We start from the raw sequence: 19,828 nt of genomic DNA, 5'->3' as shown, positions 1-19,828 counted from the left end.
GTAATGTAGTTAAGTAATCTAGTTATGCGGAATAGTGAGTGTTTTTAAAAATAATCCATCGAAAATTAAAAAAACAGAGAGGCACTCTTTAATATGCGGATTTTTATATCGCAATTTATTTATTTTATACCATGGACAGTTTTTATCGTACTGCTGTCGAGCTGTGCGGCGGATAACAGTAAGGTACAGGAAAATGATGGAACCGCAAAAGATACGACGACATTTCCAGCGGAAGAATCTTCCATTAAATCTCTGAGCATTAAAGAGCTGATCAACATTCCGCTTGATCAAGATTACTCGAAATATCAAATTTATCAGTCCGATACTAATCAGGTGGCTGAAGATACCGTGAATTACGGATTAATTGTTCCCATCAGTGAGTTTCCAGTGTATTCATCCGAAGTGGTGGCCGCGGCCGATAGTGCCGCCAGTTTTATCAATCAACACGGCGGAATCAATGGGCGCCGTTTGGTGTTGTTGCGCGCCGACGATCATGAAAATACACCGGTATCCGCTCAATTGGCGGAGCGGTTGGCCAATGAGTTTAAAGTCGAGGCTTTATTGGGGCCGGCCACGTCCGACAGTGTGGCTGATGTATTAAAGAAAGTTGCAATACCTCAAAATATACCCATTATCAGTCACGCGGCATCCTCCATGAAACTCACCGAAATTGGCGGGCAACATGCCTTTTGGCGAATGGTGGCTAACAATAATCAGCAAGTGCAAATTATGGGCGACTTTTTGTACCAACAACAAGGCCATAAAAAGGTTTTCATAATTTCCGGCCGCGAGCTTTACAGTCGCGAAATTCGCAATGGTTTGTTGGACTATTACAAGGCGCGTAACGACGCGCTTATCGATTTTTTGGCCATCAGTAATCGAGTGTTGTTGCCCAATATGGATATGAAAGATGAAATCCAAGCCATTCAGGCCAGTGGTACAACGGCATTGGTGATCACACTGCAAAATGCACAAGTGATCCCAATGTTAGAAAAAATTAAAGCACATTGGCAGGGCGACTTTCCACTCATTGTTTTGGGTGACAATGTGACGCCCAAATATTTAGTCGATGCGCAACTAGGTACAATTTCTCAATGCATCCTAACTTACGTTGCATCACCCAAAGAATTGTCGACGGAATTAAAAGACACCATCATGACATTATTCGACGTTGATACTTCCATGTTCGATGCCGCTTACATTTTTGATGCCACGGTTATTTTTGCTATGGCGCAGACCTTAGCTGAACAGTTTGATTTATCCATGAGGGAAGCGGTTACCATCGTTGCTGATAATGGACATCCCATCGACTATAAAGACTTTCCCAATATTGTAGAGCTTTATAAAAAACATAAACAATTTCAATTTAACGGTTACAGCGGTCGGGTCCACTTTAATCAGCAGGGTGAAAACTTATCGGCGTATATGAAAATTTATCCTATTGCCGCGAACAAGCTTAATCCATCGTGTTTGCAAAAACAGTAAGAATAATTGAAGACCGTAAGTATAATTAAAAACAGTAAGTATAATTAAAAACAGTAAGTATGATTAAAAATAGTAAGTACCATTAAAAGCAAGGTATGAATCCCATAGCTTCTGCCAAGAATCAAACACGACAGAAGTCGCAAATCGCTTGACTCAAAGTAAGGAATCTCTCTTTTGAATTGATTATTTCCTTCGATCGCATAAGATAGAGACAGTCACAGGACCCAGCATAGCGAGAAGTAACATGGACACTTCCAATTTTTTCGATTTTTCCGACGATGGTACAGTCACCTCTCAAGAGGGGCTTATTCTGCTGAAAGACGCTACCGAACAAGACTGGGACACCTTACTGTCATTCACCTCGACACAACGCTTTAAAGCGGGCGACTTTGTGATTGTCGCGGGTGATGAAGCTGACTCCTTGTTTCTCATTGCCGAAGGTGAGTTAGAAGTGTTAATTCCTGTCGGTCGCAACAAATCACTCAAGCGTTTAACCATGATTACCGCCGGTTCGGTCATTGGTGAACAATCGTTTTTCGATGAGCAACCACGCTCGTTAACTTGCCGCGCTAACACCGATGGCGAACTGTATCGATTAAATCGCGCCAACTTTATGGTGATGTCGGCCAAGCATCCCGCATTAGCGCGCAATCTATTACTCGATTTAGGCAAAGTGGTCTCGCTGCGCTTGCGACAAACAACGGAGTTCTTAGCACAGGGGAATCGCTAGTGAGCAACAAGGACGATGTGATCTTTCCCAACTATATGCAACAAAAACGCTGGCTACCGATCTGGTGTTGGCATATTTTTCGGTTAGGCAGTTTTGCAACCGTTGCGGGTTTTGTTGTTTTGTGTTGGTACCAGCCTGAGCTGGCACTGGTTTTATTTTGGGGGATTGCCGTTCCTGTGTTACCTATTGTCTTTTGGTTAATGCCGGGCTTGTGGCGCAACTTATGTCCGCTGGCAGCGACCAATCAATTACCACGACTATTTCGTTTTAGTTTCGAATTTGAATTACCACAAGGCTTACGCCGTTACGCCACAGTGATTGGCATTCTTTTATTATTCACTGCCATTCCGTTGCGAAAAATTGTGTTAAATCACGATGCCTTTGCCGTTGCACTGTTAGTTTTAATTGCCATGTCGTTGGCTTTCGTTGGCGGCATTATTTTTAAAGGTAAAAGTGGTTGGTGTGGAAGTTTTTGCCCATTGTTGCCGGTGCAACGTTTGTACGCGCAAACGCCCGCTGTGCTCATTCCCAACAGTCATTGCCAACCCTGCGTCGGTTGTACCCGTAATTGTTACGACTTCAATCCTAAAGTGGCGTACCTTGCCGATCTTTATGATAAAGATCCGGTGTACGGCGCCGACAGAAAGTTTTTTGCCGGACTCATGCCCGGATTAATCTTGGCGTTTTTTACCTTGGATTACACGCCCGACGTGGCCTGGTGGGAATTGTATTTACAATTCGGTTTTTATTGTTTGGTTGGTATTGGTAGCTACCAGGTTTTAGAAACTTTTATCAAAGTCTCACCGCATAAAATCACCACCATTTACGCGATGATCAGTATTAATTTATTTTACTGGTTTGCTTTGCCCATTATTTTTTCCAGTGTCGAACAGTTGGTCGAAATAACCATTCCGGAATGGGCCGTATGGTCCGGGCGTACGGTTGTTGCCGTGCTATCTATTCAATGGATATTGCGCACCTTCGATAAAGAAAAAGCGTTTCTCTCGCAACTGTTTGCTTCCAGCACTGCCAAAGTGGGTTCCAACAGCCCACTAACGCGCAAGCGATCGCAACAGTCGAACAATCCCGTTGTTGAAGTGAAACCCAGTGGTGTGCAATTGGTGGCAGAACCCGGCATAACCTTACTCGATTTACTGGAAAACAATGGCGAGAAAATAAATTCCGGTTGTCGCATGGGCGCCTGTGGTGCCGATCCGGTGGCTATTCTTGATGGCGAAGAAAACTTATCGGAAAAGGGTGCCGAAGAACAATCCACCTTAGAACGCCTCGGTTATTTTAAACGGGTGCGTATGGCGTGCAGTGCGTCGGTCAATGGTAATGTCACGATCGATCTCGATCCGGCAGCATCGGCGTCGCAACAAACCTTAGTGCCCAAGTTCAATGTCGACGATGCCGTCAAACACGTGGTGATTATTGGTAATGGTATTGCCGGTGTTACCGCGGCCGATTATTTACGACGGTTTCATCCAACTTTGGAAATTGATTTAGTCGGTTCCGAAAAATATCCGTTGTACAATCGTATGGCCATTTCAAAATTGATTTACACCAGCAGTGGCATGCAAGGATTAATGTTGTTACCCGAAGATTGGTACACCACGCGCATGATCAAAAACTGGTTAAACACGCGCGCCAAATCCATCGATACAGAAAAGAAACAAGTGCAGTTAGCCACGGGCGAAACTTTGCAATACGATAAATTAATTTTAACTGCGGGTAGCGAAGCAAACATTCCCGGCATTGAGGGGTTTGGTTGCGACGGTTGTTTTAGTTTACGCAGTGCCGACGATGCCATGATCATTCGCGATTATGTGCAAGCGAACGATTCGCGATTTGCGGTTGTCGCCGGTGGTGGATTACTGGGGTTAGAAGCGGCTTACGCGCTGTTAAAAATTGGTTTGCGGGTAACGGTTTTAGAACGATCGGAACATTTACTCAAACGCCAACTCGATGCCGCCGCAGCAAAAATATTGCACGGTTATTTAGATGGTTTGGGTTTACACATTCAATATCAAGCGGAAGTGGCGAGCGTAGCTGGCGAATCAAAAATCAAATCCATTCAATTAAAAAATGGTGACAGCGAAAAGTGCGATGTTTTGTTGGTCGCCGCCGGTATTGCACCCAATACCACCATTGCCGAAAAAGCCGGTTTAAAAACCAATCGCGGCGTGGTGGTTAATGCGCAGCTGCAAGCGAGTGACGATATTTATGTTGCCGGCGATCTGGCTGAGTTAGCCGATCAACCGGGTGCCATTCCTGGGTTATGGACCGTCGCTGTTGAGCAAGGTAAAACCGCTGCCTTAAATGCGTTAGGTGATCACAATGAGTTTCATCATCATCCACAACCTACTGCATTAAAAGTGGTGGGCGTTGAGTTGTTATCGATGGGCGACTTTAATGGCCAGGAGACTGACACTCTTATTGTGTTGGAAGACGAAGGGCGTTACCGCAAGTTAGTGATTCGTGAGGGTATTGTTGTGGGCGCCATTTTATTGGGTTATCCCGATTTAAAAAAAGCGGTCATTAAATGGGTGAACGAGAAAACTAATGTCTCCGATACTATTGATAAACTAAAAGCAGGTGAGTGGGTATAGGAATTTAAGGTTAAATATTCGGTTCAATCACAAAGAATGGCATTGGGAACTTTGTGATTGACCGAGGTTGAAAGTTGCAGTAGCAAACTATGCCACATGTCGATTTTTAGCGAGTGCGATAGGGGCCGCTAATAGCGGGAGTGCCGCCAAAAGTGTGAGCGTTGCGGCGATTAACAACAGAAGATAAGTCATGGCCGTTGGTAAATTTAATACAAGAATAAAAGTGATTAAACCACTTAATAAGAAAATAATACTTAACACTGGTTTCTTGAGTACTGACAAGGGCGCTAAGCTCTTAAAATGATCCGACAAAACAGCCAAAACGATCATGGCAGAAATACCCGGCACAATAATTAATACTGTACCAAACTGTAAAATGAGCGGTTTAAGCCAAGTGGTGACATTCCATTGAATGGATATTCCAAAAACACCAATCATCACCACCACAAACATCATCGTAATGATTCGATTAATTTTTTTATTGCCTAACAGTGAAACACTCATAGCTAAACTGCAAGTAATCCAGGCAAGTAAGCTAACAAGAATTATTGCTAATGCAATCACACTAATCGCGTCAGTCCATCCTATTGTGTTTATGGTGGATTGCCAAAGTTGATTTACGGCCGACGTTTCGCTCGCGGCCAATAAAGACAATATCATCAAGCCGATAAAAATCGATAGAGAGTAAACAATACTTTTAAACGCCATCAATAATTTTGCATTTGCCAACTTAACGCTCGAGAGCGGTCGTGTGGCCCAAAAAGACATCATCGAAAAATCGCCGTTAGTGGGGTGCGAACGAGCAAAGTTAAAGCCGGCAATACCCGACAGGTAAATTAAACTGAAACACAACATAATGATCGCTTGAAGAATATTTTGTGGATCGGTCGCATTGATCAATAGCACGAGCATGACAATACTGGCGGCGGTCGCAAACGCCGGTAGCATCCAACCGAACAGTCGCGATTCGTACCATACTTGAGCAGTCAGGCCATCTTGATGTGGCTGAGTTAAAGTACGCACGAAAAATCGCGACAGAGAAAACGACAGTTTTTTCGAGAGCGAGCTGCCTTGGCGCGCCTGTTTAACGGCAAGATAAGAAACACCACAGCCGATTATTAATATGACAATCAGTCCACTGTAGGCAACGGAATAAGGTATTAAAGTATCGGAAAAGGGTTTTGTGTTGGTAAAACACACCACGGTTAAGGTAATGACCGTCACTAAAATGGGACCACTGACTAAAAACGATCGGTTTAATCCCCAACTGAGCGATTGAAACCAACTCACTGCAATACCGCAGACCAACAACAGACTGAAATGATTGGTTACTGTGGCTTCGTCGGTCGGTAAAATAGCCAACCACAGTTCGGAATAACCGAATAAAAACAACCAGCCAGAGATTAATGGCAGAGCAACCAGCATTCGAGTGGATAAGGGCAGCCGGTGCAAATGTGCCGGAAATTCAGACTCAAAGGTTTGTTGGTTAAACTGCGCATAACTAAAGGCCGAAACAAAATACAAGCCACTTAAAAAATAAAAGCCAATTAAAAAGTGTGTAAATTCTGAGAGATTGGGAAAATAATCAACACCGACATTAAATACCGTTACGGCTAACAAACTGCCAGCAAGCAACAATAAAAAACGTAACTTGTCGCGAAAAACAATTTCCCACAATAACGATCTTATCATGCGGGTGTTCATTGCATTGTCTCCGCGGTTGGGTGTTGTTGCTTACTGCGCGCGACAAAAATATCATTCAAGGTCATCGATTTATAACTTAATACTTTACTGCCTTGCGCTGCCAGCTCGGCCTCAATGGCTTGTTTATCGCCAAATACATCAATCACACATTCTTTACCATTCGAATCGGAGCGAATAATCGGCGGCAGGTTTTGCGTTGTTAATTCATTAAACGTTTTATTGATAACAAAGCGATGGTGTTGTGTGAGTACGTTGTCCATCGAGTCTGATAAAAGCACGTGACCATGACTCAGCATTAACAAATGATCGCTCACACGTTCGACTTCTTCTAACAAATGAGAAGAAAAAATAACCGTTCGACCTTCATCAACCACGGTTCGGATAATGGCCGCTAAAATATCGTTTCGTACATTGGGATCAAGCCCCGAAGACGGTTCGTCCAACAGTAATAAATCGGGACGATGCGCTTGCGCCAAACACAATCCCACACGCGCTTTTTGTCCTTTTGATAAATCTTTTACTTTTTTATTGGGCGACACTTCAAACATGTCAATTAATTCATTAGCGTAAGTCATGTCCCAACTTGGATAAAACGACGCTGTATAATTTAACAGTTCCGAAACCGTCATCCAGGCGGGCATGTCCGGTTCTTCCGACAAATAACCAATGCGCGATAGGACTTGCTCGGGCGACTCAACCGGATCCAGGCCAAATATTTTTACGCTGCCTTGTTGCGCTTTATACAAACCCAGCAAGTGTTTAATTAACGTCGTTTTACCCGCGCCGTTTTCACCGACTATGCCAAATACTTGACCGGCCTGAATGTTTAACGACACATTATTCAATGCGTTTTTGTTGCCAAATTGACGACTCAGCGACTCGATAGAAACCGGGAGCTGCGTAGTTGAGTTCGATGACGTCATATTAAGATTCCTCTTTTGCCTTATCTAAGGCGCGTTGTTGCAACATGGACACCAGTTGTTCCACATCAATGTTCATGTGATCGGCTTCGGCGAGCAGAGCATCAATACGCTCTTGCAATTGTTTTCGACAAACCTCTTCCGACATGGTGGTGTGAGATTCCGAAACAAAGGTGCCAGCCCCTCGTTTTTTATACACCCAACCTTCGTGTTCAAGTTCGCGATACGCGCGGGCGACCGTGTTCGGGTTAATTAATAATTGCTCGGCGAGCACGCGTATCGGAGGTAACTCCTGATTCGGTAACAGCCGTTCAACGGCGATCATTTGCTTTATCTGCTGGATAATTTGCAAATACACCGGTACTCCGTCTTGTTGAGACAGATGAATGATCAATGTAATTAACTCTCAGTAATTATTGTATTAATACAATAATACAATTGTGAGCAAAAGATCAACAGTTAAGTGGTGATAATGAGACTCTGTTTGAAAGGGTGATAGGAGGGATTCGTATGGTTGTTACCATAACCTATTGAATTTTTTATAAAATATTAAGCAAGTGCCCGAGCTTTGTTTCGCTCTGACTTTAAGAAGGTGCTTCGATTTAACAATGCGGTAACTATGTGGGTGATTGGAAAATTGATGTTTCTGATAAAGCCGAAAAGCCGAAAAGCCGAAAAGCCAAAAGCCAAAAGCCAAAAGCCAAAAGCCAAAAGCCAAAAGCCAAAAGCCAAAAGCCAAAAGCCAAAAGCCAAAAGCCAAAAGCCAAAAGCCAAAAGCCAAAAGCCAAAAGCCAAAAGCCAAAAGTCAAAAGCTAAAAGCTAAAAGCTAAAAGCAGATGAGTGGCCCTGAACTGGTTAACAAAAATAAGCTGTTTAAGAAAGGAATAATTCATTCAATAAACGATTCAGTTTGCTGTCACTGGTCTTGCAGTCAGATTTTTTAAACCGCTCTTTTAATGAAAACTAATTCTTTGGGCAATTACTTATTCTAACGCCAAATGGGCACTCCATTCATTTTTTGACCTGGTTCGATGTAGTAGCCCGAAATAGGTGATGGCGACACTGACTTAAAGGCGTCCGTGTTATTCGTGATGTCCAAAAAGAGGTCATAATTTAACAGTTGCACTTCACCCAGACGTTGCAAGTGATAGTCTTTTATCGGAGGTTGATACGCAGTGACTAATGCATTAATAATGTCCGATTCTTTTGTTGGTTTTTCCTCATCTTGCTGGTTACGAGAACAATAACTACCTGGATACGCACTGGCTCTTAAAACGGCACCCACCGGATCGGAGCCATATTCACCCAAGTGATAGGGCACACTTTTTTCTGCCAAATGTTGAATCAATTCTAAGTTGCATTGCTGTGCGGCGTAATAAACCAGGGTTCGATTGAAGGGATCTCGATCAATCGTTAGAACTTCTCGCTCAACTAAGTAGTCAATGACGTCAAGGTCGTAATCGACCGCTTTGTGTAATTCAATCGATGCGGGAGCAAACCCATTATCTAACAGGTAAGTCACGCCTTCTAATGATTCATGAGCAACGCGATTAAATACTGTCTTAAAGTCAATATTGTCCGTTTCTTTTTTATATAATGCCTCAAACTGTTTGAATTCGCCTTTAATCAAGTGGTCAGCAGCCGTACTATTTTGCCAATGGATAACAAACCCAACTTGTTCGACCGTCTTATTATTTTCTAAGTGCCGATAAGCATCGACCAACCCAGGCTCTAGTTCATGCAAATATTCGAGCTTTTTTTCAGCGCTGTTAAACGTGTGATCTAAAGCATCTTTTAAATCGTTTGACGACAGCTTTTGATAGGTTTGCTGAACATAGGCAATACAATCTTCCACTTCTGGTTTGGAAGTATCACTGGCGGCATACATTTTCTGCTCATAAAATGTCAACAGATCATGTGTTATCTTTTCATCGGCCAGTTCTTGAAAGTATTCAATTGGCTTTACTTCAGTAATGTCAAAGCCTAACTTTGAAAAAAATGCGATTCGTTCGGGCTTTAACTTATCAACCTCAACCCATAGTCCGTAATCACCAATCATTTGACTGTACATGGTATCATCGGTCATTCGATAAGAGAGATTGTATTTTGAAAGTAACTGAACAATGCGTTTCACTTCTTCGGGATATCGCTCAAAATCACTTTGAATTAATGCCACTTCTAGAGCGTTTGGGCGAGTGTAAGTATTTTCAGGGATCACTCCCCGATTTAATAAATACTCGACCATTTCAGCATTTGAAGTGGCTACAGCAATCTCTAATAAAGTGACTCTCGAGTAAGGGATATCGCTTTGAAACACAGAGTTTAATTTATCCAGATGGTCAATGGCTAACTTTATCTGTTCATTGTTAAAGTAATAGTATTTGTACTCTTTGCCGTTGGTATCATAGATGCTTGTAATCTTAGACCTTCTTCCTTTGTACACATCTTTATATCGGTCGTGAGAGCGCAGCATTGTAGAAACGTCTCTGGGCGTTATAAGATGTTTTGCTTTCATGCGTTGTCTTTCATCTTCGGAAGCTTCTAAAAATCGGCCCATATAATTATTTTGGAGTGTAAGATCGATTTTTTCGTCGTTAGCAATCTGAGTTTGTCGATAGTGATCCACTCGTACACTCGGCAGTCTTTTTTTTAGGTCCAGTTGGTCGGTTGGACGGAGATCGACAGCATAGATTGCTAAGGCCAGTTGTTCTATGGGGTATTGGTTAATGAATGATTCGGAAAGTTTGATATGACCTTCCTGAATGTTTGAGGCAGCGGATTTGACGCTCTGAATAACGCTCATACAACGTTTGAAGTCCTGGCCACTCAAGAAAGCCGTTTTACGGTTGGCCCAATCTTCAACTTCGGGTTTCAGTGATTGAATACTAACGGGTTGCTTTTTATTCGCTGCATCCACCGTTTTAGAGACGTTGTTATTGCTGTTGCCAGTAAAAATCAAAAAATAGACAGCAATGCCTATTGCTGTGATTGTCGCTGTCAATATTGTGAGTTTACTTTTGTTCATCCGATACCACACTGCTGAAAAAATTGCCCTATTGTACTTCATATTATCTCAAAATTGGACTCTCTTCCGAGAGAGTTGGGTTTAAAGAGCTGATCTTAGTTTTCTGTTACCAAAAATAAGAGAAGTTACTAATAGTTAATATCGTCGTTATTGCCAGAAGTGACGCGGCTCGGTGCCATCTTATTGGGTGTTCCCAATTTGAAAAATACCGTCATTAAATGGGGGATCGAAAAAAACAATGTCTCCGATAAGATCCAAAAATGAAAAGCAAGCGAGAGGGCTTGAACTTTTTAGGAAATAATTTAATAAAGAAATATTTTTTCCACTTATCTTGTCATTATAAAATTTTAGTCAATAGTCAGCGTTGCTTTTATAGTGTTGATTAAAAATATATGAGCTTAAATCGATAATAAAAATCAATATTTTCGATAAAAGGCTTAAACAGTTCTCAAATTGGTTGAATAAAACTACGTTTCTTAATCCTCTCATTATTTAATGAGTATCAATTAGCGCGAGGTTTCATCTTAGCGTGAAGTCATTTTAGTGAGCAGTCGTTCTATCAACAGATGGCGCAACAATAATTTACAGAGCTATAAAAAATAAATATCTATAAGAACTTTGAATGACGTATTAATAATGAAAGACCAAAATTTTAAGACGTATAACAAGTAAGTCAACTTAAACGTATCGCGAATAATGGAGAAATCATAATGACTAAAAAAAATAAATGTGATCTTTCAAAGTTAAGTCGTCGGCAGTTAATAAAGATGGGCGGAATTACCGGGCTTGGTTTGGCCACACCCCTAACACACGCTGCATTATTTCCCCGTGAACGACCCACCGAAGAAAAAGACATTGTGATTATTGGCAGTGGATTTGGTGGTGCGGTTTCCGCAATGCGGTTAACTCAAGCGGGAAGAGCGGTCACCCTGGTTGAGAAAGGCAGGCGTTGGGACGGACCGATACAGGGCGACTCCCGATTTTCTAAAAATTTGTATCCCGATCGCCGATCCACCTGGTTAAGTAACACAACCGTTATTCCGATTGGTCCACCATTACCCATTCGCCGTTACACCGGCGTTTTGCAAGGTCGCGATATGGCTGGGTTTCGTATTCTGAGTGGCGCAGCTTACGGCGGGGGTTCTATCGTTTATGGCGGCATTTTAAAAAAGCCAGAAGAAGCGGTATTCAATCAAGTCTTTCCGCGTGAGGTGAGCTTCACTGAGTTGCAGCCATTTTATCAAGAGGTTGCGCAACGGCTTAGCCGATCAACCTTACCGCCAGAAATTGAGGCGACGGACTATTTTAAACATGTAAGATTATGCCGAGAACACTGCGAACGCGCTAACATCGACTGGGAGCCCATTGAAACGGCCAGTTATTGGGATCGGGTAGAGCGCGAAATCAGCGGCGATATTGCACCGTCCAGCATTCATGGCGAAGCCGTTTACGGTGTTAACAGCGGCGCGAAAGCCACGTTAGACAATACCTATTTAAAAGAAGCCGAACAAACAGGGCTGCTTGAAGTAAAAACCCTGCATGAAATTGAAAGTATCGAGCACTTACCGGATGGGCGTTATCTTCTGGATTATAAAATTATTAACACGCGCGGTGCGACCGAAGCCACCGGCAAAATAATCACGCGTCATTTAATTTTATCCGCCGGCACTATGGGCACGAATGAATTATTGGTTGCGGCAAAAGCCAAAGGGAAACTCCCGCTGCTCAATGAAGACGTGGGCGAGGGTTTTGGCAATAACGGAAACGTATACGGACTTCGGCTGGGTTTAGAATCGACCGGTCGATGGCAAGGTGGTCCACCTTCAATTGGTATAAGAGATTACAATAACGACATTACACCACTGTTTATCGAGCATCCTCAGTTACCGTTAGGTATTGATATTCGTGGTTTGTTGTATTTCGGTGTCGGCATTACTCCGACTCGCGGGCGTTTTACATATAATGCATGGCGACGAAAAGTCGAATTGGAATGGCCGCGCATTGATCCGGGGCAAGCGCGGGTTAATCAAGCCTTGTTAGCGAACCTGGATCGTTTGAATGAAGTGAATGGTGGTTTTAATTCGAGATTACTCGATAACTTTCGATCCGAGACCAAAGACGATTCTATTTATCATCCGCTAGGCGGTTGTGTGCTGGGCAAAGCTTGTGATTTTTACGGTCGGGTAAAAAACTATCCTGGCTTGTATGTTAACGATGGCTCGATGATGCCAGGATCTTCCGCCTGCACCAATCCGAGTTTTACCATTGCTGCCATTGCCGAGCGGAATATCGATCACTTATTAAAAACGGATTTTATTTAAGAGTCGATAGTTTGCAAATAGATCAACATTAGAAGTACATATTTATCGTTCCATCGCATTTAAACTTTGCGAGCCGTTGCATTATTGAGAGCGACGGCATTTATCTGAGTTTCACTGGGTGTCTTGAATTTAAACTGTCAAGCTTTTAATAGATATCAGAAAACAAATATAAATGATTTATCGTGTTATTATTTTTCTGGTACAGATAAAGAGTGTGCAGGCAATAATCATTATTATCGTTTAGTATACTCGATAGATTTAGTCCTCGATGGATTCAATTTAAGATTCATAGAAAATCAAACTGACTTTAGCAAACACCACTGTTAATAGGACAGAAGGTTAGATTGGCTAAATGTAATACTTAGCTACAGTTTTTTGATTTATACTCATAGCAATTTTATGTATTCTTTTCGCAAGTACGAGTGATATATTCGAGGGTTCTTATGGCAGCGATTGAGGTAAATATGAGGTTGAGAAACTTTGTAGTATTTGGCTTGTTAGTGATATCGTTAGCATCCTATGGCTCTCAGTTATCCGATTTGAAATCCTTTAAAAAAATATTAGAAGAGAATCATCCGGGACTTTACGAATACACCTCTAAAGAAGAATTTACGAAATATTATAGCGTTGCGGAAGAAGTCATAAAACAACAACCTGATAATATTCATCTTTTTACTCGAACCTTAGCGAGCTTGATAGAAAAAATCGGGTGTGGTCATACAAGAATAGAGGCTTCTGATAGCTTTACTCAAGACTTGCTGAGTTATCCCTATTTTTTCCCTTTAGCTGTCGAGGTTTGGCAAGGTGCTTTGTATGTGTATGATGAAAATGCCAGCAAAGTCCTTAGGGTAAAAACGATTAATAATGAGTCTTCAGAAACAATATTAGATTCTGTTTATGACCTTGCATCTTCAGATGCTCGAAGTTTAGCATTAAAAAACCATCTAATTTCTAGTCGATTTTTCACCTATCTATACTTGTCTGGACTGAGTGCAGAAAACTATGTTGTTGAGTGGGTGGATAACAAGGGTATAGTCGGTAAAACCGTTTATAAAGGAGAGAGAATTCAAAAGGTCGCTCAAACAAACGGAAGTCGACAACAGCTTAAATATGGGCTGGAAAATGGAAATCAATACCAACTAAAGCATTACCAAGATTTCTCACTTCTCAGCGTAAGAAGTTTTGCTTTTCAAGGAGAAGCAGAAAAGCTGTTTAAGTCATTTCTTAGTCAGGCTTTTGAGTCACTAAAGAAAAAGAATGTGAAACGTTTGATTATCGATGTGATGGGTAATGGCGGCGGATCTCGTGCGCTAAGCGTTGAGTTATTTAGCTATTTAACAACCCATAGTTTTGAACAGCGCCAAATAACAAGAATTAAGGGATTGAAGCCATCTTTCAATAACTTAGTAAAACCTAATGAGCAGTATTATGACAAAGTAATGGAGTTACTGAGTAATCGGTATTCGAAGCAGTTAGAGCAAAGTAAAGACCATTTGTCTAAAAATATGAAACCACAAGCAAACCCATATAAGGGAGAGGTAGTCGTGCTTGTCGATAATGGTACTTACTCTGCTGGCGCTGAGTTTGCATTGCTTGCGAAAGAAAATCCCAAAATTATTGTTGCTGGTATGGAAACAGGTGGGAATTGTATGCAGCACAATGGAGATTTAACGTTAACTTACGAACTACCTGTCACTAAGACAAAAATGGAAATCCCTTATGTTCATATAAAGCACGCTCAAAGTTTATGTTCCAATAACAAAGACGGGATTATGCCGGATATACAAATAGAAACGAGTCCTTTCAATACAGACTTTTTTTCCGAGTCGAAACTTAAAGTCTTGCTGTCGAAGACTCTGCCATGAATCAAAAGCTAAAGAATGGCAAAATAGATGTTTTATAAAAAAGAATACATTTCTAATAATAAAGTAAAAGTCAGTTTTTCGTCATTAGTTAAGTGGGTGGCACTGTTCTTGTTATTGATGATTTCTTTTTCTGTATATGCAGGATTCAATATATTGGCACTATTCTTCTTTATTAGTTTTGTGTCTTGGATGGGATTGTTTCTTCATGTTACTAAGGAAGTTCGTCAAGACATTAATGTTCAACTCTCAAAGGGAGATGTTGAAAAAACTGGTTCAGACTGGAGTTTCTCCAATCCTTCTGCTTACACGTATATTGATGAAAGTAAAAATGTCGAATTAAGATGAAGCAATATGGGGGCTGGTTACAGATAAAAGACAAAGAATTAAAGCCGATCATAAAGTCGAAAAGCTGGTTTTTATATCTAAACCTGGCGGCGAAAAGAAATGCAAAAAAGCCCAGTAGAACAGCCGTTATCGAGTTTATGAAGCTTAAACATGGCATTGAAGTCGATGTGTATGATTTGTAGTCGATTAACTAAAAGTACATTAATCTGAATATTGAACAATTTAATGGGTTTTACTGACTAAGTAATAGCAGTTACGCAATATCTATAATATGAAAGGATAAAATGATGCGGTATAAGTATCTCTTTTTGGTGTTGACTTTTATTGCTCCGATTGCTTTTGGTTCGCAAAGCGTAACAGAAAAGCTAATTGTCCATTATGTTGATAAAAATATGAACGGAGAAATATACTCGTCTGGTAATATAGATTGGGAACATGGTTATTATTCAACCAGGGTTATAAAGGCCGGTAAGATTTCTCTAACTTCTAATGAAAAAAATATAGAGTTAAGGCTCCCAGTTAACATACAGCTAACAGGAAAAGCAAAGAAGAATTTACTTGGTATTAAATTAACTGTTGGTTGCAGCTCTCAGTTTGTTACAACACCTTTAGCGGTATTATCTCCTAGATTTTCTGAAGGTGAAGTTGACTTTCTAGTTAAGCTAAGCGTCGATATACCTCCTACACATCTCGATTGTGACGGTGTAAAGTTATCAATTCAAGGCGCTTTACAAGAATTAGTTAATAAAAAAAAGGTTAAGTGGGAGAAAGATCTTAAAGATAGACTGGAAAGTCAATTCAATGGGTAACAAAGAAACCGTGAAATTAATTGATGAAGATAAGCTCGAGAAGAAACGAAGGGGGCAAGCCTATTGAATATAGTTTAAAATTTTCACTTTAATTTATCTAGGCATAAAGCAACCAGATAAATTAGTGTAAAATACGGGCAATATAAAAAATCTATGGGTACCTCGTGTAAAAGGTCTGGGCATGGGAAATCATGGAAAGAAATATGGGATCAGGTCACGTTTACACGGATATGCATTAGTACATTGCCGAAATGGAAGCTTAGTTAGAGGGATAAATAAAAAATCGCAAGAAAATATAAGTATCGTGCTGTATTAATCTCTTTTAATTAACTGTACTTTTTAAGCTTTATTCATATAATAATAACCAGCATGGAAGTCTGTTTGTCGTGCTTATCTAAATATAATGCCAATAAACTTAAAGTTAAAGGAGCATATAATGCGACTTACAAACCTTCTATTAACACTAGTAACTTTATTTATTTCAAACTCTATCTGGTCAGCCGAGTTCTACGTGAATGACGGTCCGAGTGATTTTAACCTAGAGACTCCGCCTTTCATCGAACAACGGCTAAAAAATGGAACGAAGATTTGGGGATACTTGCATGAGCATAAGGTAAACGGTAATCGCTATCTTCGCTTAAAATTCTCAGATGGAAGTGGAGGCGACCATACTGTAGCAGCTACTTTAGCGTGTACAGAAGATGGTAAAATTACAGGTTATAAGCATGTTATCGATCATATGGGACCATCCTTGAAGACTATGGTACACCGCTACACGTTTAAAACTGATTGTACAGGTGATGTTGGTGTTCACTGGCACAAAGTAAAAACTAAGTTTGACCCGAATGAATTAATGAAAAAGATAGAACAACTAGGTAAAGAAGAAATTATTAAGCTAGCATTGGCTTATGTGTCTGGCACTTAACAATGTAAATACCAGGAAGGCAAAGTTAAACTAGCCTTTCTGGAACTAACCACCATGTTCTAAGCGGGCAGTTTGAAGTTCCCCCATTTTAACCGATACTTAAAATAAACGACAATGTTGTTCTACCGCTTACTTATCTAGATTGTGACGGTGTAAAGTTATCAATTCAAAGCGCTATACAAGAATTAGTTAATAAAGAAAAGGTTAAGTGGGAGAAAGATCTTAAAGATAGATTGGAGAGTCAATTCAATGGGTAACAACGAGACAGTTAAATTAATTGATGAAGATAAGCTCGAGAAAATTTACAAGTCTTGGCGAGCTATGGCAGTAACATTACTTGTTTTATCGGTAGGTTTTTACCTTTTTACACAAGGCTCTCATTCATCGTTTTTTGGTATTTCTTTGGATAAAAAAACAAGTCCTTATACGGCCGCAGTGTATGGACTTTTGTTTCTAATTCCTTTGAGTATTTATGTTTATTCGTTCTCAATTCAAATAGTTAGATTAACAAATGATAAGGGTTGGTACCAAAAGTTACCACCTGTTTTTGAGACGAATTTACCGAGCGAAAACACCTTTAGAAGAAGAAATCAGAAATTTTCTACGGTTTTATTTCTGGCGCTGCCGATGATTACTTTAGTGCATTGTTTTAGTAAGTCTCTTGATGCAACTATTTATGTTAACGAAAATTGTAATGCAAAAAGTGGTTGCTCTAAAGAATATTCCAAGGGACCAGTGGAAAATCTTACCATGTTTACAGATTTCTCAGAAATATTTACTAACGGAAACGGCTATCGATACGATCAACAAATTACTTATTTCCCTGGGTGGCAGCCTTATTTAACGCTGATTTTGTTGTTTATCGTAATGTATGTATGGATTAAGCTTTTAACTTTGGTTATCGGATCTAGACGTTTTTATTTGTTGCTTAACCTTAAAAAGAAATAAAGTAGAGGAGTTAAGTCTAAGTGAGCTCTTGATAATAAGGTTAAAAAATAAGATCTGTAAAGATTTTGCTACTCCGTTTCGCGTGGTACCGAAGCAACATGGAATAAATAGGAAAAGGAATTATTGAAAAGGTTGTTTAACTATTAAGTAGGCTCGAAAAATCGTTGTAAACGAGACTTGACCTAACCGTTACCATTTTCAAAACAAGTAACGGTTACATCAAGTCTGAACGACTACAAAAAATTACTTCACAAAATTACTTCACTTAATACCAAACATGATGAGCTTAGTGAGAACAGTGAAAGATTTTTTCACTGTGTTGCTTTGTTGTATGGTTTTGTGAATTATTCTTAAGAGCTTTAGCAAGAATATTCTGGGCGCTCTTATTTTGAGTGCTTACGTACGGCTCTCCGTTGAAGTGAAGCGCTTCGATTGCATCTGAATCTGACAACTTAATAATGATCTCCAGATTGCCATAACTACTATTGACTCGTAATTTTCCATCTTCTTCGTAGAGGAGCCATTCGACTCCTGCTGCGTTCGTCCAAAAATAACTATCCCCATTCTTTACAATCTCAACTTCATGGTAACCATTGGTAACGGGACGTCTTTCATAACTTCCTAATAGAGCATCAAATCCTAGTTCATTAATATCTCCACCGACCCAGTCTGAAATATTAAGGCCGTCACTTAAGGATGGATTGGCATTCATTAATCGTTTTTCAATGGACTCCCAATAAAAATCGGGTTCCCATCGGCCTTCAAAATCATCAGGCCAAAAAGCTCTGTTAAACCAATCATGTCCTTCAATTTCCAGCTGAAATTCTGGCCATGTTCGATAGATATGATGCATAAACTCATGTTGAAACCATTGCGGGTGGTAAACTCTTCGTTCAACAGGCGTCCACTCACCACTGCCTAGATGAACCGGTTTTCTGACAAACCACAAATCGTCGCCAATGATTAACGGTGTACCTTTGGGTGATAAACCCATACCGCCGGTGATCCAGTATGGATATCCTGTGCCATCGCCTTGTACGCCTGATGGAGATATCACGAGCCAAATATTGGTTGCTTTTGCAATTTCGTTTGGAACCCGACTGATTATTTCACTTGTATTGGGATAGCTTGTTATAAAACCGGCGGCTTCATTTCTATCGAAACTTGTGGTTGTGCATTCTTCTTGTCGATGTATCACTAATTCAACCGCTAATCCTTGTGTAATGGCTTTAATCCATTGTCTAAAAAGATAGGTCGCTTCACGTAACGCTTTATAATCATTGGCAAGCAATCTCTCATCAACATCCAGATTGACGGTTTCTAACTCATAGTCTGTATTGATGGGGCGAGTGACTTGCGAGCATTCAACGATAACGGCGGTTAATTGCAAGGTACCAGTATCATCGAGTGGTAACTCTTGGGTAATTTTATCGATCATTCTTAGCCCATAATAAGCGACGGGATCACCATTATGCAGTCCAAAATCAGCGGCGCCATTTCGCCAGATGTTGTCGTACAAAGGTTGTTCCTGAAAAACATTTTCTACAATTGTTTTTGCACTTGAGTAGTCTTGCTCTTTAAGAGCTTCTTCAGCATAAATAAAAGCTTCAATAGCTTTTAAGTAGGAGTCTCTAAAGTCGGATCGATTGGCGCCTAATTCATCTCGAGTGAAATTGAAAAATTCCACAAAACTTTTTCCTGTCACTACAACCGTTCGTGTTGCCGAAGCTTCATTGCCGGCAGCATCCGTAGCAGTGTAGGTGACAGTGTAGGTGTCCATAACATCAACATTGATATTGCTTTGTTGGCTGGTGGTAGGGGCCTCGCCTGAATTGTCTGAATAATCGGCGCCCGCGTCAGAGTAGGCGGTACCCACTTCATGATAAACCGTTGTTGGTCCCTTAATTTCGATGGTTGGTGGTGTCGTATCGGGACCTGGTTCCGGACTTGAACTCGATCCGCCACAAGCCACTAACAGCATTGCCATTAACAGTAATAGAAAATTTTTCATCGTTGAGTGTATGTTTAAAAAAGATAATCGTAATTTGAGAGTACCAAATAAGGTGATCTAATGTAAGCTTCTAGGCATGGACTTATTACCGCATTTACACGGTCAGCACGATTAAATGGAATGCAGTT

16 protein-coding genes are annotated in these 19,828 nt (G+C 40.7%); 11 read left to right on the top strand and 5 right to left on the bottom strand.

The annotated features are described in order from the left end of the window. Positions 1–93: 93 nt before the first annotated feature. The 3 genes from FAX86_RS14910 (at position 94) to FAX86_RS14900 (ending at position 4,827) form a co-directional block, all read left to right on the top strand. The gene (locus FAX86_RS14910) at positions 94–1,485 is read left to right on the top strand and encodes an ABC transporter substrate-binding protein (RefSeq protein ID WP_144394262.1); all 1,392 of its coding nucleotides are present in this window, start codon (positions 94–96) and stop codon (positions 1,483–1,485) included. A gap of 244 nt (positions 1,486–1,729) precedes the next feature. After that, complete coding sequence (locus tag FAX86_RS14905) at positions 1,730–2,215, top strand: cyclic nucleotide-binding domain-containing protein (protein WP_144394261.1); 486 nt, start codon at positions 1,730–1,732, stop codon at positions 2,213–2,215. Further along, positions 2,215–4,827: an FAD-dependent oxidoreductase gene (locus FAX86_RS14900; RefSeq protein ID WP_144394260.1), complete on the top strand. Its 2,613-nt coding sequence runs from the start codon at positions 2,215–2,217 to the stop codon at positions 4,825–4,827. Before FAX86_RS14905 ends, FAX86_RS14900 begins: the two co-directional genes overlap by 1 nt. A gap of 87 nt (positions 4,828–4,914) precedes the next feature. Here FAX86_RS14900 and FAX86_RS14895 read toward each other — a convergent pair whose 3' ends face one another. Genes FAX86_RS14895 through FAX86_RS14885 form a run of 3 tightly spaced genes read right to left on the bottom strand, consistent with a single transcriptional unit; the run spans position 4,915 to position 7,809 of the window. Continuing rightward, the gene (locus FAX86_RS14895) at positions 4,915–6,531 is read right to left on the bottom strand and encodes a hypothetical protein (RefSeq protein WP_144394259.1); all 1,617 of its coding nucleotides are present in this window, start codon (positions 6,529–6,531) and stop codon (positions 4,915–4,917) included. Further along, positions 6,528–7,454 (bottom strand): ABC transporter ATP-binding protein, encoded by a 927-nt coding sequence (locus tag FAX86_RS14890; protein WP_144394258.1) that lies wholly within the window; start codon positions 7,452–7,454, stop codon positions 6,528–6,530. Before FAX86_RS14890 ends, FAX86_RS14895 begins: the two co-directional genes overlap by 4 nt. A gap of 1 nt (position 7,455) precedes the next feature. Beyond that, positions 7,456–7,809 carry a GntR family transcriptional regulator gene (locus FAX86_RS14885; protein WP_205859219.1) on the bottom strand — a complete coding sequence of 118 codons (354 nt, stop codon included), beginning with the start codon at positions 7,807–7,809 and terminating at the stop codon, positions 7,456–7,458. 263 nt (positions 7,810–8,072) lie between these two features. Here FAX86_RS14885 and FAX86_RS22230 point away from each other — a divergent pair, with 263 nt between their 5' ends. Next, on the top strand, positions 8,073–8,267 hold the full coding sequence (locus FAX86_RS22230; RefSeq protein WP_164503602.1) for a hypothetical protein: 195 nt from the start codon (positions 8,073–8,075) through the stop codon (positions 8,265–8,267). A 172-nt stretch (positions 8,268–8,439) separates the two neighbouring features. Here FAX86_RS22230 and FAX86_RS14875 read toward each other — a convergent pair whose 3' ends face one another. Further along, positions 8,440–10,518 carry an ankyrin repeat domain-containing protein gene (locus FAX86_RS14875; RefSeq protein WP_144394255.1) on the bottom strand — a complete coding sequence of 693 codons (2,079 nt, stop codon included), beginning with the start codon at positions 10,516–10,518 and terminating at the stop codon, positions 8,440–8,442. Positions 10,519–11,186: 668 nt separating this feature from the next. On the opposite strand from FAX86_RS14875, the gene FAX86_RS14870 reads away from it, so the two are divergent. The 7 genes from FAX86_RS14870 to FAX86_RS14840 all read left to right on the top strand — a co-directional run bounded on the left by FAX86_RS14870 (position 11,187) and on the right by FAX86_RS14840 (position 17,689). Next, the gene (locus tag FAX86_RS14870) at positions 11,187–12,797 is read left to right on the top strand and encodes a GMC oxidoreductase (RefSeq protein WP_144394254.1); all 1,611 of its coding nucleotides are present in this window, start codon (positions 11,187–11,189) and stop codon (positions 12,795–12,797) included. Between the two features lie 443 nt (positions 12,798–13,240). Continuing rightward, the gene (locus tag FAX86_RS14865) at positions 13,241–14,662 is read left to right on the top strand and encodes a S41 family peptidase (protein ID WP_144394253.1); all 1,422 of its coding nucleotides are present in this window, start codon (positions 13,241–13,243) and stop codon (positions 14,660–14,662) included. 27 nt (positions 14,663–14,689) lie between these two features. Beyond that, positions 14,690–15,007, top strand: a complete 318-nt coding sequence (locus FAX86_RS14860; protein ID WP_144394252.1) for a hypothetical protein — start codon at positions 14,690–14,692, stop codon at positions 15,005–15,007. After that, on the top strand, positions 15,004–15,189 hold the full coding sequence (locus FAX86_RS14855) for a hypothetical protein (protein ID WP_144394251.1): 186 nt from the start codon (positions 15,004–15,006) through the stop codon (positions 15,187–15,189). The genes FAX86_RS14860 and FAX86_RS14855 overlap by 4 nt, the downstream gene beginning before the upstream one ends. Before the next feature lie 105 nt (positions 15,190–15,294). Beyond that, positions 15,295–15,816 carry a DUF4403 family protein gene (locus FAX86_RS14850; RefSeq protein WP_205859218.1) on the top strand — a complete coding sequence of 174 codons (522 nt, stop codon included), beginning with the start codon at positions 15,295–15,297 and terminating at the stop codon, positions 15,814–15,816. 436 nt (positions 15,817–16,252) lie between these two features. Next, positions 16,253–16,741: a hypothetical protein gene (locus FAX86_RS14845; protein WP_144394249.1), complete on the top strand. Its 489-nt coding sequence runs from the start codon at positions 16,253–16,255 to the stop codon at positions 16,739–16,741. A gap of 321 nt (positions 16,742–17,062) precedes the next feature. Further along, positions 17,063–17,689: a hypothetical protein gene (locus tag FAX86_RS14840; protein WP_144394248.1), complete on the top strand. Its 627-nt coding sequence runs from the start codon at positions 17,063–17,065 to the stop codon at positions 17,687–17,689. A gap of 286 nt (positions 17,690–17,975) precedes the next feature. Here FAX86_RS14840 and FAX86_RS14835 read toward each other — a convergent pair whose 3' ends face one another. After that, positions 17,976–19,700, bottom strand: coding sequence for a DUF5011 domain-containing protein (locus FAX86_RS14835; RefSeq protein ID WP_144394247.1), 1,725 nt, complete (start codon positions 19,698–19,700; stop codon positions 17,976–17,978). Positions 19,701–19,828: the final 128 nt, after the last annotated feature.

Origin of the sequence: Pleionea sediminis (genome assembly GCF_007570825.1) — a bacterium.
In the GTDB taxonomy this organism is placed as follows: Bacteria; Pseudomonadota; Gammaproteobacteria; order Enterobacterales; family Kangiellaceae; genus Pleionea; species Pleionea sediminis.
The sequence above is the reverse complement of the archived record's forward strand: the minus strand, read 5'-3'. Positions and strand labels throughout refer to the sequence as shown.

Coding starts and splice junctions, on each gene's coding strand:
- FAX86_RS14910 (WP_144394262.1), top strand. CDS start 94: ATGCGGATTTTTATATCGCAATTTATTTATTTTATACCATGGACAGTT.
- FAX86_RS14905 (WP_144394261.1), top strand. CDS start 1,730: ATGGACACTTCCAATTTTTTCGATTTTTCCGACGATGGTACAGTCACC.
- FAX86_RS14895 (WP_144394259.1), bottom strand. CDS start 6,531: ATGAACACCCGCATGATAAGATCGTTATTGTGGGAAATTGTTTTTCGC.
- FAX86_RS14890 (WP_144394258.1), bottom strand. CDS start 7,454: ATGACGTCATCGAACTCAACTACGCAGCTCCCGGTTTCTATCGAGTCG.
- FAX86_RS14875 (WP_144394255.1), bottom strand. CDS start 10,518: ATGAAGTACAATAGGGCAATTTTTTCAGCAGTGTGGTATCGGATGAAC.
- FAX86_RS14870 (WP_144394254.1), top strand. CDS start 11,187: ATGACTAAAAAAAATAAATGTGATCTTTCAAAGTTAAGTCGTCGGCAG.
- FAX86_RS14865 (WP_144394253.1), top strand. CDS start 13,241: ATGGCAGCGATTGAGGTAAATATGAGGTTGAGAAACTTTGTAGTATTT.
- FAX86_RS14860 (WP_144394252.1), top strand. CDS start 14,690: ATGTTTTATAAAAAAGAATACATTTCTAATAATAAAGTAAAAGTCAGT.
- FAX86_RS14855 (WP_144394251.1), top strand. CDS start 15,004: ATGAAGCAATATGGGGGCTGGTTACAGATAAAAGACAAAGAATTAAAG.
- FAX86_RS14850 (WP_205859218.1), top strand. CDS start 15,295: ATGCGGTATAAGTATCTCTTTTTGGTGTTGACTTTTATTGCTCCGATT.
- FAX86_RS14845 (WP_144394249.1), top strand. CDS start 16,253: ATGCGACTTACAAACCTTCTATTAACACTAGTAACTTTATTTATTTCA.
- FAX86_RS14840 (WP_144394248.1), top strand. CDS start 17,063: ATGGCAGTAACATTACTTGTTTTATCGGTAGGTTTTTACCTTTTTACA.
- FAX86_RS14835 (WP_144394247.1), bottom strand. CDS start 19,700: ATGAAAAATTTTCTATTACTGTTAATGGCAATGCTGTTAGTGGCTTGT.